General features: G+C 42.2%; 16 protein-coding genes. 14 read left to right on the top strand and 2 right to left on the bottom strand.

Going from position 1 to position 13,226, the window contains the following annotated elements; all coding sequences use genetic code 11:
- Positions 1-3: 3 nt before the first annotated feature.
- The gene (locus MTF66_RS21575; protein ID WP_054562879.1) at positions 4-441 is read right to left on the bottom strand and encodes a PaaI family thioesterase; all 438 of its coding nucleotides are present in this window, start codon (positions 439-441) and stop codon (positions 4-6) included.
- A gap of 161 nt (positions 442-602) precedes the next feature.
- On the opposite strand from MTF66_RS21575, the gene lexA reads away from it, so the two are divergent.
- From lexA to MTF66_RS21550, 5 genes are all read left to right on the top strand, one after another.
- Positions 603-1,220, top strand: a complete 618-nt coding sequence (gene lexA, locus MTF66_RS21570) for a transcriptional repressor LexA (RefSeq protein ID WP_054554457.1) — start codon at positions 603-605, stop codon at positions 1,218-1,220.
- A 437-nt stretch (positions 1,221-1,657) separates the two neighbouring features.
- Positions 1,658-2,800 (top strand): cytochrome c oxidase subunit II, encoded by a 1,143-nt coding sequence (gene coxB, locus MTF66_RS21565; protein WP_054562878.1) that lies wholly within the window; start codon positions 1,658-1,660, stop codon positions 2,798-2,800.
- Positions 2,800-4,395: a cytochrome c oxidase subunit I gene (gene ctaD, locus MTF66_RS21560; protein WP_054554455.1), complete on the top strand. Its 1,596-nt coding sequence runs from the start codon at positions 2,800-2,802 to the stop codon at positions 4,393-4,395. The genes coxB and ctaD overlap by 1 nt, the downstream gene beginning before the upstream one ends.
- Positions 4,395-4,925 (top strand): cytochrome c oxidase assembly protein, encoded by a 531-nt coding sequence (locus tag MTF66_RS21555; protein WP_248528629.1) that lies wholly within the window; start codon positions 4,395-4,397, stop codon positions 4,923-4,925. Before ctaD ends, MTF66_RS21555 begins: the two co-directional genes overlap by 1 nt.
- A 37-nt stretch (positions 4,926-4,962) precedes the next feature.
- Positions 4,963-5,838: a cytochrome c oxidase subunit 3 gene (locus MTF66_RS21550; protein ID WP_055020536.1), complete on the top strand. Its 876-nt coding sequence runs from the start codon at positions 4,963-4,965 to the stop codon at positions 5,836-5,838.
- On the opposite strand, the gene MTF66_RS38615 is transcribed toward MTF66_RS21550, so the two are convergent.
- Positions 5,738-6,049 carry a DUF2909 domain-containing protein gene (locus tag MTF66_RS38615; RefSeq protein ID WP_308200152.1) on the bottom strand — a complete coding sequence of 104 codons (312 nt, stop codon included), beginning with the start codon at positions 6,047-6,049 and terminating at the stop codon, positions 5,738-5,740. The genes MTF66_RS21550 and MTF66_RS38615 overlap by 101 nt on opposite strands.
- A 14-nt stretch (positions 6,050-6,063) precedes the next feature.
- Here MTF66_RS38615 and MTF66_RS21540 point away from each other — a divergent pair, with 14 nt between their 5' ends.
- The 9 genes from MTF66_RS21540 to MTF66_RS21500 all read left to right on the top strand — a co-directional run bounded on the left by MTF66_RS21540 (position 6,064) and on the right by MTF66_RS21500 (position 13,223).
- Complete coding sequence (locus tag MTF66_RS21540; RefSeq protein ID WP_248528627.1) at positions 6,064-6,813, top strand: SURF1 family protein; 750 nt, start codon at positions 6,064-6,066, stop codon at positions 6,811-6,813.
- Positions 6,794-7,288, top strand: a complete 495-nt coding sequence (locus MTF66_RS21535; RefSeq protein WP_054562875.1) for a hypothetical protein — start codon at positions 6,794-6,796, stop codon at positions 7,286-7,288. Before MTF66_RS21540 ends, MTF66_RS21535 begins: the two co-directional genes overlap by 20 nt.
- Before the next feature lie 20 nt (positions 7,289-7,308).
- Complete coding sequence (locus MTF66_RS21530; RefSeq protein WP_248528625.1) at positions 7,309-8,298, top strand: heme A synthase; 990 nt, start codon at positions 7,309-7,311, stop codon at positions 8,296-8,298.
- 9 nt (positions 8,299-8,307) lie between these two features.
- Positions 8,308-9,216: a heme o synthase gene (cyoE, locus tag MTF66_RS21525; RefSeq protein ID WP_248528621.1), complete on the top strand. Its 909-nt coding sequence runs from the start codon at positions 8,308-8,310 to the stop codon at positions 9,214-9,216.
- Positions 9,213-9,830 (top strand): SCO family protein, encoded by a 618-nt coding sequence (locus MTF66_RS21520; protein WP_248528618.1) that lies wholly within the window; start codon positions 9,213-9,215, stop codon positions 9,828-9,830. Before cyoE ends, MTF66_RS21520 begins: the two co-directional genes overlap by 4 nt.
- A 169-nt stretch (positions 9,831-9,999) precedes the next feature.
- The gene (locus MTF66_RS21515) at positions 10,000-10,272 is read left to right on the top strand and encodes an STAS domain-containing protein (RefSeq protein WP_054562871.1); all 273 of its coding nucleotides are present in this window, start codon (positions 10,000-10,002) and stop codon (positions 10,270-10,272) included.
- Positions 10,273-10,281: 9 nt separating this feature from the next.
- Complete coding sequence (locus tag MTF66_RS21510; RefSeq protein WP_054562870.1) at positions 10,282-10,644, top strand: response regulator; 363 nt, start codon at positions 10,282-10,284, stop codon at positions 10,642-10,644.
- A 15-nt stretch (positions 10,645-10,659) separates the two neighbouring features.
- Positions 10,660-12,741 carry a chemotaxis protein CheA gene (locus MTF66_RS21505; RefSeq protein WP_248528615.1) on the top strand — a complete coding sequence of 694 codons (2,082 nt, stop codon included), beginning with the start codon at positions 10,660-10,662 and terminating at the stop codon, positions 12,739-12,741.
- Positions 12,738-13,223: a chemotaxis protein CheW gene (locus MTF66_RS21500; RefSeq protein WP_054562868.1), complete on the top strand. Its 486-nt coding sequence runs from the start codon at positions 12,738-12,740 to the stop codon at positions 13,221-13,223. The genes MTF66_RS21505 and MTF66_RS21500 overlap by 4 nt, the downstream gene beginning before the upstream one ends.
- The last annotated feature ends 3 nt before the right edge of the window (positions 13,224-13,226 follow it).

Genomic DNA, 13,226 nt, shown 5'->3' with positions numbered 1-13,226 from the left:
AATCTATCGCTCTACAACAGCTGCGGTCATTCTTGATACGCAGCAAAGCTCTCCTGCGGCATTGGTAATTTTAATATCCCAAACAGAAGTTCGCTTACCTAAATGCAGCGGTCTCGCAGTTGCTGTTAACGTTCCTTTGCGTGACGCTTTCATGTGGTTGGCATTAATTTCTTGGCCAACAGCATAAAACTTATTGAAATCAACCACGAAATTGGCTGCATAGCTTGCCACTGTCTCTGCTAATACAACGTTTGCTCCGCCATGGACCATGCCCATAGGGTTATGATGCTCAGGAATAGCAGGCATGGTTGCCATTAAATAATCATCGCCAATTTCAGTTACCTCAATGCCCATAGTTTTCATTAAAGTGCCTTGACCGGTAATCCCTTGTTCCAGCTCTTTGCAAAGCTCTAACGTGATTGGTTGGTGCCAAATACTCATTGTGTTTCCTTAGCCTGCTAATTAAAGCTAATACCTTATGGCATCTTTTGGTGTGGTTCAATGTTAGTTTTGTAGCAATATGATGGGGTTAATTTAAATTTGCGATTTTCAAATAACTGTATATACTCACAGTTAAATGTACTGTATGGAAAACCAGTTGTATGCGCCCATTAACTAAACGCCAATCGCAAATTTTAGAACTAATTAAAGTCTTTATTAAAGATACAGGCATGCCACCTACGCGTGCTGAAATAGCTCAAACATTGGGTTTTAAAAGTGCCAACGCTGCTGAAGAACACTTAAAAGCACTGGCAAAAAAAGGCATGATCAAAATGAAGCCTGGGGCGAGTCGCGGTATTCAGTTAATTGAAGAAGATGAGCCAGAGCAACTAGGCTTACCTTTAATTGGCCGTGTTGCAGCTGGTGAACCTATTTTGGCGCAAGAGCATGTTGAAAGTCACTGCCAAGTTGATCCTTCATTATTTAAACCTGCAGCCGATTTCTTACTGCGTGTAAATGGCATGAGTATGAAAGACATTGGTATTATGGATGGCGATTTGCTTGCAGTACACAGAACACAAGTTGCTGAAAATGGGCAAGTAGTTGTAGCTCGAGTCGATGAAGATGTAACAGTTAAGCGTCTAGAAAAAGCGGGTCGCAAAGTACTTTTACATGCTGAGAACGAAGAGTTTTCGCCTATTGAGGTTGACCTTGAGCATGAGTCGTTCAACATCGAGGGGTTAGCGGTAGGTGTTATTCGTAACGCTGACTGGATGTAAACGTTCCCAATTTGGTGCATCAAATTGACTCAATTTGGTGCGCCGCTGAAATTTTACTACTTAATTAGGATTTGTGAATCCTTACTCTTCATTTAAAGCCTTATATGGCGCAGTTTTCCTCTCTTTTTATATTTCGTACTTACTCCTAAACATTAAATAACGCGCTGATTATAGTTGTTATTTCTGCACCAAAATAAACATTTATTATCATTAAAACTTGCTTATTGGTCATTTTTTAACTAATTGGTTAATACACTGTATTAACACCTAATTAATAAAAAGACACAAAAATGTGCGAGGTGTTAGTCAAGGGGTCGGTATCATAAGTGGGTCAAAATGATACGTAGTCGCTCTGAACAATAAGAAAAACGAATGGGCACCTTGTTGTATCGCCTTTTCGCTTTGCGTCTTGCAATAGCATCTAAAGGAGCCGTCACATGGGTAAACTGCGTTACGCCTTGTGGCTTATATTGTTTGCACTTCCTGAGCTTGCATTGGCAAATAGCCAATACAATATGCGTAAAGGGGTGACCGATATAAGTAATAATGTTTATGAGTTACACATGACGATATTTATTATCTGCTGTGTAATCGGCATCATCGTATTTGCGGTGATGTTTTGGGCTTTAATACACCACCGTAAATCCAAAGGGGCCAAGCCAGCCCAATTTCATGAAAGTACAAAAGTTGAAATACTTTGGACTGCCATTCCATTTGTCATCTTAATCGCCATGGCTGTGCCTGCCACAAAAACCTTAATTGCCATGGAAGATGCCTCTAAAGCCGATATCACCATTAAAGTGACTGGCTCACAATGGAAGTGGCATTACGAGTACATGGGTGAAGACATTGCTTATTACTCGATTCTATCTACTCCTAAAGATCAAATAGACAACCAAGCAGAGAAAACAGAGCATTATTTGCTTGAAGTAGATAAACCGCTAGTACTTCCTATCAATAAAAAAGTTCGCTTTTTAATGACCTCAGACGATGTAATTCATTCGTGGTGGGTGCCTGATTTTGCGGTTAAAAAGGATGCAAATCCTGGGTTTATCAATGAAGCGTGGACACGTATTAACGAGCCAGGAGTATACCGTGGTCAATGTGCTGAGTTATGCGGTAAAGATCATGGCTTTATGCCTGTTGTGGTGAAAGCCTTACCTGAAGATGAATTTGCTAATTGGCTTGCAGATGCCAAGCAAGAAAAAGCCAATGCGGCCGCAGCAGATGCTGCTTTGCTTGATCAAACATTACCGAAAGAAGAGCTTATGGTCTTAGGTGAGCAAGTGTATATGGCAAGCTGTGCTGCATGTCACCAACCTACTGGTATGGGCTTACCGGGCGTTTTTCCAGCGCTTAAAGGCAGCCCGATTGTATTAGGTGATGTAAAAGATCACATAGATATCGTGTTACACGGTAAGCCTGGCACAGCAATGCAAGCGTTTGATAAACAGCTTTCAATTAAGCAACTTGCTGCGGTTATTACTTATAAGCGAAACGCGTGGGGTAATGATACCGGCGATGTTATCCAACCGAGTCAAATTCAAGCCGCGATTGATGCAGCAGCGGAGGCGAACTAATGAGTAATGTTATTAACGAGCAAGCAACAGGGCATGCGCATCACGACCATCATCATCCAGCTAAAGGTTTTAAGCGCTGGCTATACACTACCAACCATAAAGACATTGGTAGTTTATACCTGATTTTTTCTCTAACTATGTTTTTAATTGGTGGAGCGATGGCAATGGTGATCCGCGCTGAATTGTTTCAGCCTGGATTACAGTTAGTCGACCCGCACTTTTTTAACCAAATGACTACCGTACATGGTTTGATCATGGTGTTTGGTGCCGTTATGCCCGCATTTACTGGGCTTGCAAACTGGATGGTACCTATGATGATAGGCGCACCTGATATGGCTTTACCACGTATGAATAACTGGAGCTTTTGGATATTGCCGTTCGCATTTTTAATTCTATTGGCTTCGTTACTTATGCCTGGTGGTGGTCCTGCGTTTGGTTGGACTTTCTACGCACCACTATCAACAACTTACAGCAACGATAACACCGCACTGTTTGTATTTGCCGTACATATCATGGGTATCAGCTCAATTATGGGGGCGATTAACGTTATCGTGACTATCGTCAACTTAAGAGCGCCGGGTATGACGTGGATGAAGCTGCCGCTATTTGTTTGGACATGGTTAATCACTGCATTTTTGTTAATTGCTGTTATGCCTGTCCTAGCAGGTGCGGTCACAATGGTGTTGACCGATAAATACTTCGCAACCAGCTTTTTTGATGCAGCCGGTGGGGGCGACCCTGTGATGTTCCAGCATATTTTCTGGTTCTTTGGGCACCCCGAAGTGTACATCATGATTTTGCCGGCCTTTGGCATTATATCGACTATCGTACCGACTTTCTCGCGCAAAAAGCTATTTGGCTATGCCTCTATGGTGTATGCAACTTCATCGATTGCGCTACTAAGTTTTATCGTTTGGGCACACCATATGTTTACCACTGGGATGCCTGTGGCAGGCGAGTTGTTCTTCATGTACGCCACCATGCTTATCTCAGTGCCAACAGGCGTTAAAGTATTTAACTGGGTGGCCACCATGTGGCGCGGCTCAATTAGCTTCGAAATACCGATGATGTTTGCCATCGCCTTTATTGTGTTATTCACCTTAGGTGGTTTCTCTGGCTTGATGCTTGCGATTACACCGGCAGATTTTCAGTATCACGATACCTATTTTGTGGTGGCTCACTTCCATTATGTGCTTGTGACAGGGGCTGTGTTCTCAATTATGGCGGGGGCCTATTACTGGCTACCGAAATGGACCGGCAACATGTATAACGAAACGCTGGCGAAATGGCATTTTTGGTTATCGCTAATCAGTGTCAACGTGTTGTTCTTCCCTATGCACTTTGTTGGCCTTGCTGGTATGCCGCGTCGTATTCCTGATTATGCTCTGCAATTCGCTGACTTTAACGCCATTATCAGTATTGGTGGTTTTGCATTTGGCTTATCGCAACTGTTGTTTGTGTTGGTGGTATTTAAATGTGCCAGAGGTGGCGAAAAGGCGCCTGCCAAAGTGTGGGATGGAGCTGAAGGTTTAGAGTGGGAAGTCGATTCTCCAGCGCCTTATCACACCTTTGAAACACCGCCGGAGATTAAGTAATGAACCATGCACCTTTGCTAAAAAAACTGCTGATTACATGCTTGCTCATGTTCGCATTTGCTTTTGCAATGGTGCCGCTTTACGACGTGTTTTGCGACGTTACAGGGTTGAATGGCAAGCCATCATTAGACAAAGCGAGCGCGAGTGAATCAATAAACACACAGCGCCAAGTTGATGTCAGCTTTACCACTCACGCCCAAAGCGGCGCGCCATTTAAGGTGCAGTCTGAGCAATACAGCGTGGCGGTACAACCTGGTGCCATGCGTGAAGTTAAATTCTCAGCAAAGAACACCAGTAATGAAGACAAAGTCATGCAAGCAATTCCATCAGTATCACCGGGTAAAGCGGCAAAGTACTTACATAAAATCGCCTGTTTTTGCTTTGATCAGCAGCCAATGAAAGCCGGTGAAGAAATGGAATTTACCTTGTTGTTTTATGTTGATACTGAGTTACCCGACGATGTTGAGGAACTGACGTTGTCGTATACCGTGTTTGATATTAGCGGGCATGTTGTGGCTAAAAACGATTAAAAGCCGCCAAGCTAATTGCTAATTGGGAGCAAACAAAATGAATCAAAATTATGAAAAATACTATGTTCCAGCCGAGAGTCCTTGGCCAATAGTTGGTGCCATCGCGATGTTTTTAATTGCTGTTGGTGCTGGTTTAACTGTGATGCAAGTAAGTGGTGAGGGCAGTAGTGGCCAGTATGTCTTGTATCTAGGCATTGCCATATTAGTTTATATGGTTTTTAGCTGGTTTAGAAACGTTATTGAAGAGTCTCATAAAGGGCTTTACTCAGCACAAATGGACCGCTCATTCAGACAAGGTATGAGCTGGTTCATATTCTCTGAGGTTATGTTCTTTATGGCGTTTTTTGGCGCACTTTTTTACGCACGTATGATTTCGGTGCCTTGGCTCGGTGGCGCTGGTAATAACGCTATGACCAATGAAGTGCTCTGGCCAACCTTTGAAGCCGTATGGCCGCTATTAACTACGCCAGCGGGCGAGACCACACAGGCTATGGGCTGGCAAGGTCTACCTCTGATCAACACGCTTATTCTGCTTACCTCATCGGTCACAATTCACTTTGCTCATGTTGCTATTGAAAACAATAAGCGCGGCGCTCTAAAGGTATTTTTATCTTTAACCGTGCTATTAGGTGTGATTTTCCTTGGCTTACAAGTTTACGAGTATATGCATGCATACCAAGATTTAGGTTTGACCTTAGATGCGGGCGTTTATGGGAATACCTTTTTCTTGTTAACGGGTTTTCACGGTATGCACGTGACACTAGGCACCATTATTTTATTTGTGGTGCTACTTAGAATTTTTAAAGGCCACTTCACAAGTGAAAAGCATTTTGCCTTTCAAGCGGCTGCTTGGTATTGGCACTTTGTTGATGTGGTGTGGTTGTGTTTATTTGTATTTGTGTACGTGCTGTAGCTTTGTGAAGCGGCGACGGGTTGGTGTGAATAAAGCCCAATTTCATTGCGGCAATGATGAGCACCAGCACAATACCTGAAAACAGCACTCGACGACCTAAGTAATGCGACATGGGTTTCGAGTGCTCTTTTGCTGACATCATCACAAACAGCGCTCTAAATAGGTTGAACAGAATATAAAGTAATAACAAAACAATAATGATTTTAATCATATTAGGTATTCCAAATGCAGTTAATTTTATGGCGTAAACAAAAGCTTAGCTCAATTATCGCAATTTGCGTTGTGATACTTGCAGTGCTTATTTGTTTACGACTAAGCGTTTGGCAATACCAGCGAGGCGAGCAAAAACAGCAGCAACTAAGCCAGTTAGCCGTTTCGAAAGAGCAAGGCGTTTTGAGCTGGCAAGAACTGCAAAATTTACCTAGTGAGCTGAACAAAACGGGCTTGCAAGTCAAAGTCTCTGGCGAGGTAAATAAACAATATTACTGGCTGCTTGATAATCAAATTTATCAGGGGCAAGTGGGTTATGACTTACTGGTAGCGATGACAATTGCAGGTGAAACCGCGCCTTTAATCGTTAACTTTGGTTGGCTAAAAGCCCCAACAAACCGTAGCCAGTTGCCAACCGTTGTGTGGCCAGAATCAACAAGCTTTACGGCTACTTTGCAATTGAAACAAGGCAACTTACAAGGCTTCACACTTGCCGATGAGATTGGTGCAGAGCAAGGCTGGCCTAAGCGTATTCAAGGCATCGATTTAGCAATTTTTAGTGCTCAATTAGCAAAGCCCTTACAAGACTTTATTGGTTATCGCAATGAAGCAGATGGTATTGCAACCCCGCATTACCAGAGTGTCGTGATGGGGCCAGATAAACATTACGCCTATGCCGTGCAGTGGTTATTAATCGGCTTAGCGTGTGTAGTTATTGCTTATTTTGCGATGAGAAGGAGAGGTTATGAAAATAAACCCGCTTAGTTTATTCGTTTTATGCTGTTTTGTGCCGCTGGCACTTGCTTATGCAGCATTAAAGCTTGAGTGGTTACCGAGTGGTTCGAGTAATCATGGTGAGCTTTTAAGCGAAGAAGTTAAATTAGCTGACTGGCAACAAGGCGATCCCAAACAATGGACAATTGCGCTTAATTATCCAAAAGAGTGCAGTGAAGTTTGTGCAAACCAATTAGCCAGTCTAGATAACCTATATGTCGCTTTAGGTAAAAATCAGCAAAAAGTGGATGTGGCGGTACTGACAAATCAACAGCAGGTATCGGCAAATTGGCGTCAACTAGCAGTAAGTCCTGCGCTCAAAGCGGGAGACTTATATTTGGTTGATCACATGGGCTTAGTGGTTTTGCATTACCCCTACACGGCTGAGCCAGAACAAAACAGACTTATTCAAAAAGGCTTACTTAAAGACTTAAAGAAACTACTTAACTATGCGCGTTCAAGTTAAACCTCATTAAGGGGATAAAGATGTATAAAAATTATAAATATTTAGTCTTAATTACGGTTTTCTTCTCTATCTTAGTTGTTGGGCTTGGTGCTTATACACGGCTGAGTGATGCTGGACTTGGCTGCCCTGACTGGCCTGGGTGCTATGGATTTTTAACCGTGCCAAAACATGAAACCGCTCTGTTACATGTTGAACAAAACTACCCTGATATGATGTTTGAAGCAGCAAAAGCTTGGAAAGAAATGATCCATCGCTATTTTGCCGGTGCCCTTGGTCTATTAATTTTAGCTTTGTTTGTTTTTGCATTTTTAAAGCGCCAATATCCAAATACGCCGGTTAAATTGCCATTAGCACTATTATTGCTAGTGATCTTCCAAGCCGTATTGGGCATGTGGACTGTCACTATGAATCTACAGCCTTTGATTGTTATGGGGCATTTGCTCGGCGGCTTTAGCATTTTGTCGTTGCTGTTTTTATTGTATCTACGTTTAAAAACCGAACCTGTAGCTAGCAGTGATAGCGGCGCAAAGCCATATTACCGGTTAGCGCTGGTGGGCTTGGTGGTGCTAATACTGCAAATTGCATTGGGTGGCTGGCTTGCAGCTAATTACGCCGCTCCGCATTGTAATGGCTTACCGCTGTGTAGTTACGGACAACCGTTTTCTTTGAAGAGCGTTTTTCAATTGCCGCTCGAGCATAGTACCTATGAATATGGTGTGCTATCTCAGCAAGCGCGTATGTCTATTCACTTACTGCATCGTATTTGGGCGCTGGTTACTTGTGTGGTGTTAGCGCTGATCATGTGGCGCATATATTCACGCTGTTACTCTCGAAAAATTAAGCACTGCACAGTCACTGTATTAGTCGCTTTGTTGTGCCAAATCTGTTTAGGCCTAGCTGTTGTGCACTGGCACTTCCCATTAAGTGTTGCGCTTGCGCACAACCTAATGGCCGCATTGTTACTGCTTAGCATGGTAAGACTATGCTTCCACTTAAAAATAAGAACCTAGGAGGCTGTGATGGCATTATTACTAAGCTCAGAAAAATCATTATTTATTCAAAGCTCAGAGTTACTTAAAGATTACTTAGCTATCAGTAAGTTTAAAGTAGTTGCCATGCTTGTACTAACTGCTTGGGTTGGTTTGGCATTGGCTCCCGATGTTGGGCGAGGGATATTTGTGCAGCTTGCAAGTTTGCTAGGCATTGGCTTGCTGTCGGCTGCTGCTGCCGTGATCAATCATGTTGTTGATAGTGAAATCGATAGTAAAATGGCACGTACACGTCATCGTCCTGTGGCAAAAGGTAGGCTCAGTAAACAACATGCTTTGAGCTTTGCTGCGACTATAGGTGTACTAGGTTTTGTTATGCTTATGGTATGGGCGAATACTCTCACAGCCATTCTTACTTTGTTTGCACTTGTCGGCTATGCCTTTATTTACACCTCATTTTTAAAGCGTGCTACACCGCAAAATATTGTTATTGGTGGTTTGGCTGGTGCTATGCCACCCCTGTTAGGGTGGGTGTCTGAAACAGGCCATATGGCTGCGGCTCCTTGGCTATTAGTGATGATTATATTTACTTGGACCCCACCACATTTTTGGGCATTAGCGATTGCACGTAAAAGCGATTATGAGCGGGCAAAAATTCCTATGTTGCCTGTTACTCACGGTATCGAATTTTGTAAAACCTGTGTTATTGGCTACAGCATTTTGCTTGCTTTGGTATGTGTGTTGCCTTATTTAATTGGCATGTCAGGGCTAATTTACTTACTAGGAGCAAGCGCTTTAAACGCGATATTCATTTATAAAGCGTTAAAACTAAAAATTGCCCCAAAAGATGATACAGCAATGGACTTATTTCGTTTTTCAATCGTGCATTTAATGCTACTCTTTATCGCCTTATTCATTGATAAATGGTTAGTTTTATGACGCGAATCGTCGCTTTTTTATGTTTCAGTGCGGTATTGTTTGTAACCGGTTGTGGTAAAAACAACACCGCTCCTGAAGTCGAAGCACTGGTTTATGAGCAAGCAAAGCCGATTAGTCCGTTTTTATTAACCGATCAACATGGTGCGCCCGCTGATAACAGTCAGTTTATGGGGCATTGGAATTTGGTCTTTTTAGGCTACACCAGTTGCCCTGATATATGTCCAATGACATTGGCGAAACTAACGGCAGTACAAAAGCAGTTAAGCCAAGATTACAAAGTGCAGGTATGGTTTGTTGCCGTAGATCCAAAACGTGATATAACCGAAAAACGCAAAGCCTACATTGATTACTTTAATCCTGATTTTCTTGCAGTATCGGGCCCACACAAACAACTTTTTCCATTTGTCAGAGAGCTTGGCTTAATTTACGCAATTAATGATAGTGATGAGCAAGAATATGCCGTTGATCATAGCGCGTCAGTAGTGATGGTTGATGGCGATGGCTCGGTACGTGCGATTTTTAAGCCTGAATTTAAACAAGGCAGCGTGCCATTAATAAACGCCACAACTTTGACTGAAGAGTTCAAAAAAATAGCAGATTATTACGCAAAGTAAATTTTCTTGGTCAAGGGAGTCATTTTCAGCAAAAGAAAAGCTTCCTTTTTTGATATAAATGTCTAAGCTACTAAAAAATTTTACTATTTTTTGATTCAAATTATGGCATTTTTATTTAGTCAGTCTAAGCTTTTGTTATGAATTGTTTAAAGCAGGGAAGGTATAAGTAATGTTAAAGCTCCCTACAGAATTAGCTATTAGTCAGGTCGAAACACTCCATCAAGATTTGCTACAAGAGTTGTCAGCAAATGATGATATCTGTCTGGATATCAGTGAAGTGACCCGTGCTGACACAGCATCAATTCAGCTTTTATGTGCATTACAGAAGCATTTGCTTTCGGTGCAACACAAAATTATTTGGGTTGGCGAGAGTAAGCCGTTGCAACAGGCAATTAATAGTTTGGGCTTAAGCCATTATCTTGTGCTTGAGAATGCCAATTAAGAGGTTTTTATGAAAAGAATTTTAGCAGTAGACGATTCTGCATCTATGCGCCAAATGGTTGGTTTTACGCTTAAAAAAGCTGGCTTTGATGTGACAGAAGCGAAAGACGGCAGCGAAGCTTTAAATATCGCAAAACAACAAGGCTTTGATGCTGTTATTTCTGATGTGAATATGCCGGTAATGGATGGTATTACCCTTATTCGTGAGTTACGTAGCTTACCTAATTACAAGTTCACACCTTTACTGATGCTGACCACAGAGTCGGGTCTTGATAAAAAGTCTGAAGGTAAAGCTGCTGGTGCAACTGGTTGGATTGTTAAGCCATTTAATCCTGAGCAATTGTTAGCGGTATTGAAAAAAGTGATTCGCTAATAATAGGAGCGGGGCATGAGTATAGATCTAAGCCAATTTTTTGAAGTATTCTTCGAAGAAAGCTTTGAAGGACTCGACGCTATGGAGGCTGAGTTATTAAACTTAGTGCCTGGCGAAGAAGACTTAGAGACGATAAACACAATTTTTCGCGCTGCGCATTCAATAAAAGGAGGCAGCGGTACCTTTGGTTTTAGTGCTGTTGCAGACTTTACTCATGTTCTTGAAACTCTGTTAGATCAAATTCGTGAAGGTTCGCGGGATCTTACTGCTGAGCATGTAAATTTACTTTTAAAATCAGTTGACTGTTTACGGGCTTTACTCAGAACTCTACAAGCTGAGCAGCAGCCAGACTTAACTGAAGCTGATGAATTGCGTATTAAGTTTGAAGAAATTCTTGGTATGCGTGCTGCAAGTAAAGAGACTGAGCAAGCGCAAGAAGTTGTTAGCGAAAGCAGCTTTAATACCTATCAAATCGATTTCAAACCACATCATCATTTATTTAAAACCGGTAATGAACCACTGTATATGATCAGTGAGTTGGCTGAGCTAGGTGAGCTTGAAACTCAATCCTTTCAAGATGATGTGCCTGATATTACTAACCTTGCCCCTGAAGACTGTTTCTTATCGTGGCGCTTTTTCTTAACCACAGACAAAGAGCAAAGCTGCATCGAAGAAATTTTCGAATGGGTTGAAGATGACGCTGATATCACCATCACGCTATGCGGTGGTTTGTTTGGTGATGAAGAGATTACAGTAGCTGAAACTGTTGCTGAAGAAACTGCGCCAGCACAAGAGGCTGAGCCTGCAGAAGTTAAACCAGCTACTGATTCTAAAAAGCCAGCGCCAGTTAAAGCAACCACAGCCAATGCAGAATCAACCTCAATCAGGGTTGGTATCGACAAAGTTGATTCACTGATCAACATGGTGGGTGAGTTAGTTATTACCCAAGCCATGTTAAGTCAATTGGGTGAACAAGAAATCACAGAAACAACGATAGCCTCATTACAAGAAGGCTTGGCACAACTGGCACATAATACTCGTGATTTACAAGAAAATGTCATGCGTATTCGCATGTTGCCAATAAGTTTTGTATTTAGTCGCTTTCCTCGCTTAGTGCGAGATATCTCGCAAAAGCTTGATAAACAAGTCGAGCTTAAATTACTGGGTGAACAAACAGAGCTAGATAAAACTGTAATGGAGAAGCTGTCTGATCCTATGGTGCATCTAGTAAGAAACTCCCTAGATCATGGCTTAGAAACCGTTGATAAGCGTGTCGCCGCGGGCAAAGACCCTGTTGGCACAGTAACGCTCAATGCGTTTCATCAAGGCGGTAATATCGTTATCGAAATTATGGATGATGGCCAAGGTCTTAACACCAGTAAAATTCGCGAGAAGGCGATTAAAAACGGCTTAATTTCAGAAACCGATGAGTTGTCTGATAACGAAATCAACGAGCTTATTTTCTTACCTGGGTTTTCTACAGCCGATCAAGTCAGCGACTTATCGGGTCGTGGTGTTGGTATGGATGTAGTTAGGCGAAATATCGAAGCACTTAGCGGCTCTGTTGAAGTGGCTTCTGCACCAGGTGTGGGCTCAACATTTACAATTCGCTTACCGCTAACGCTGGCTATTTTAGATGGGCAGTTAGTCCGGATTGCTGAACATACTTATATTATTCCGCTGATTTCGATAATAGAGTCATTACAAATCGATATAAGTAAAGTGAGTCGGGTAGGTAAAGATTTGGATGTGCTGCGGCTACGTGATGAATATATTCCAATCTTAAGGCTTTATAATATTTTCAATCACCAAGGGGCGATAGAAACGCTTGATAAAACCCTGTTGGTTGTGGTTGAGAGTGACAACCAAAAAGTAGGTTTATTGGTTGATGACTTATTGTCACAACAGCAAGTGGTAATCAAAAGCTTAGAGGCCAATTATCAAAAAGTTGATGGTGTCTCAGGGGCGACAATTTTGGGGGATGGTCGTGTTTCTTTGATTGTTGATATCAGTGGTTTGATTAAATTATCTGGGCTTAGAAAGCCTGGGAGCCAAGAATTGATTATTGAATCAAAAGCGAATTTGGAGGCGTCATGATTGCACAGCACGACGACCTGCATAACAAGCTAAACCTTGAACAAGATCAAGATGTAAAACAGTTTTTAACCTTCTTCATGGCTGAAGAAGAGTATGGTGTTGATATTTTAACGGTGCAAGAAATTCGCAGTTGGGAAGAAATTACGGTGATCCCTAATTCACCTGATTTCGTCAAAGGGGTTATCAATCTGCGTGGCACCATAGTGCCAATTATTGATTTAAGGCTTCGCTTTGGTATTTCAGCCATCGAATACGGGCCGTTAACCGTTGTAATTGTTCTAAAAGTACAGCTTGAAAATACATGTAAAATTATGGGCATCGCCGTTGATGCCGTCTCGGATGTCTATAGCATTGCTGAGCATGAAGCGAAGGCAGTGCCACATTTGTCTGACTCAGACAACGCGCAATTTGTTGCGGGCTTAGTCAATGTGGGTGAGAAAATGGTCGCATTACTTGACCTACAAAAAACAATGGACATTTAACTG

It is taken from the genome of Pseudoalteromonas sp. 2CM39R, from assembly GCF_023161845.1.
The sequence above is the reverse complement of the archived record's forward strand: the minus strand, read 5'-3'. Positions and strand labels throughout refer to the sequence as shown.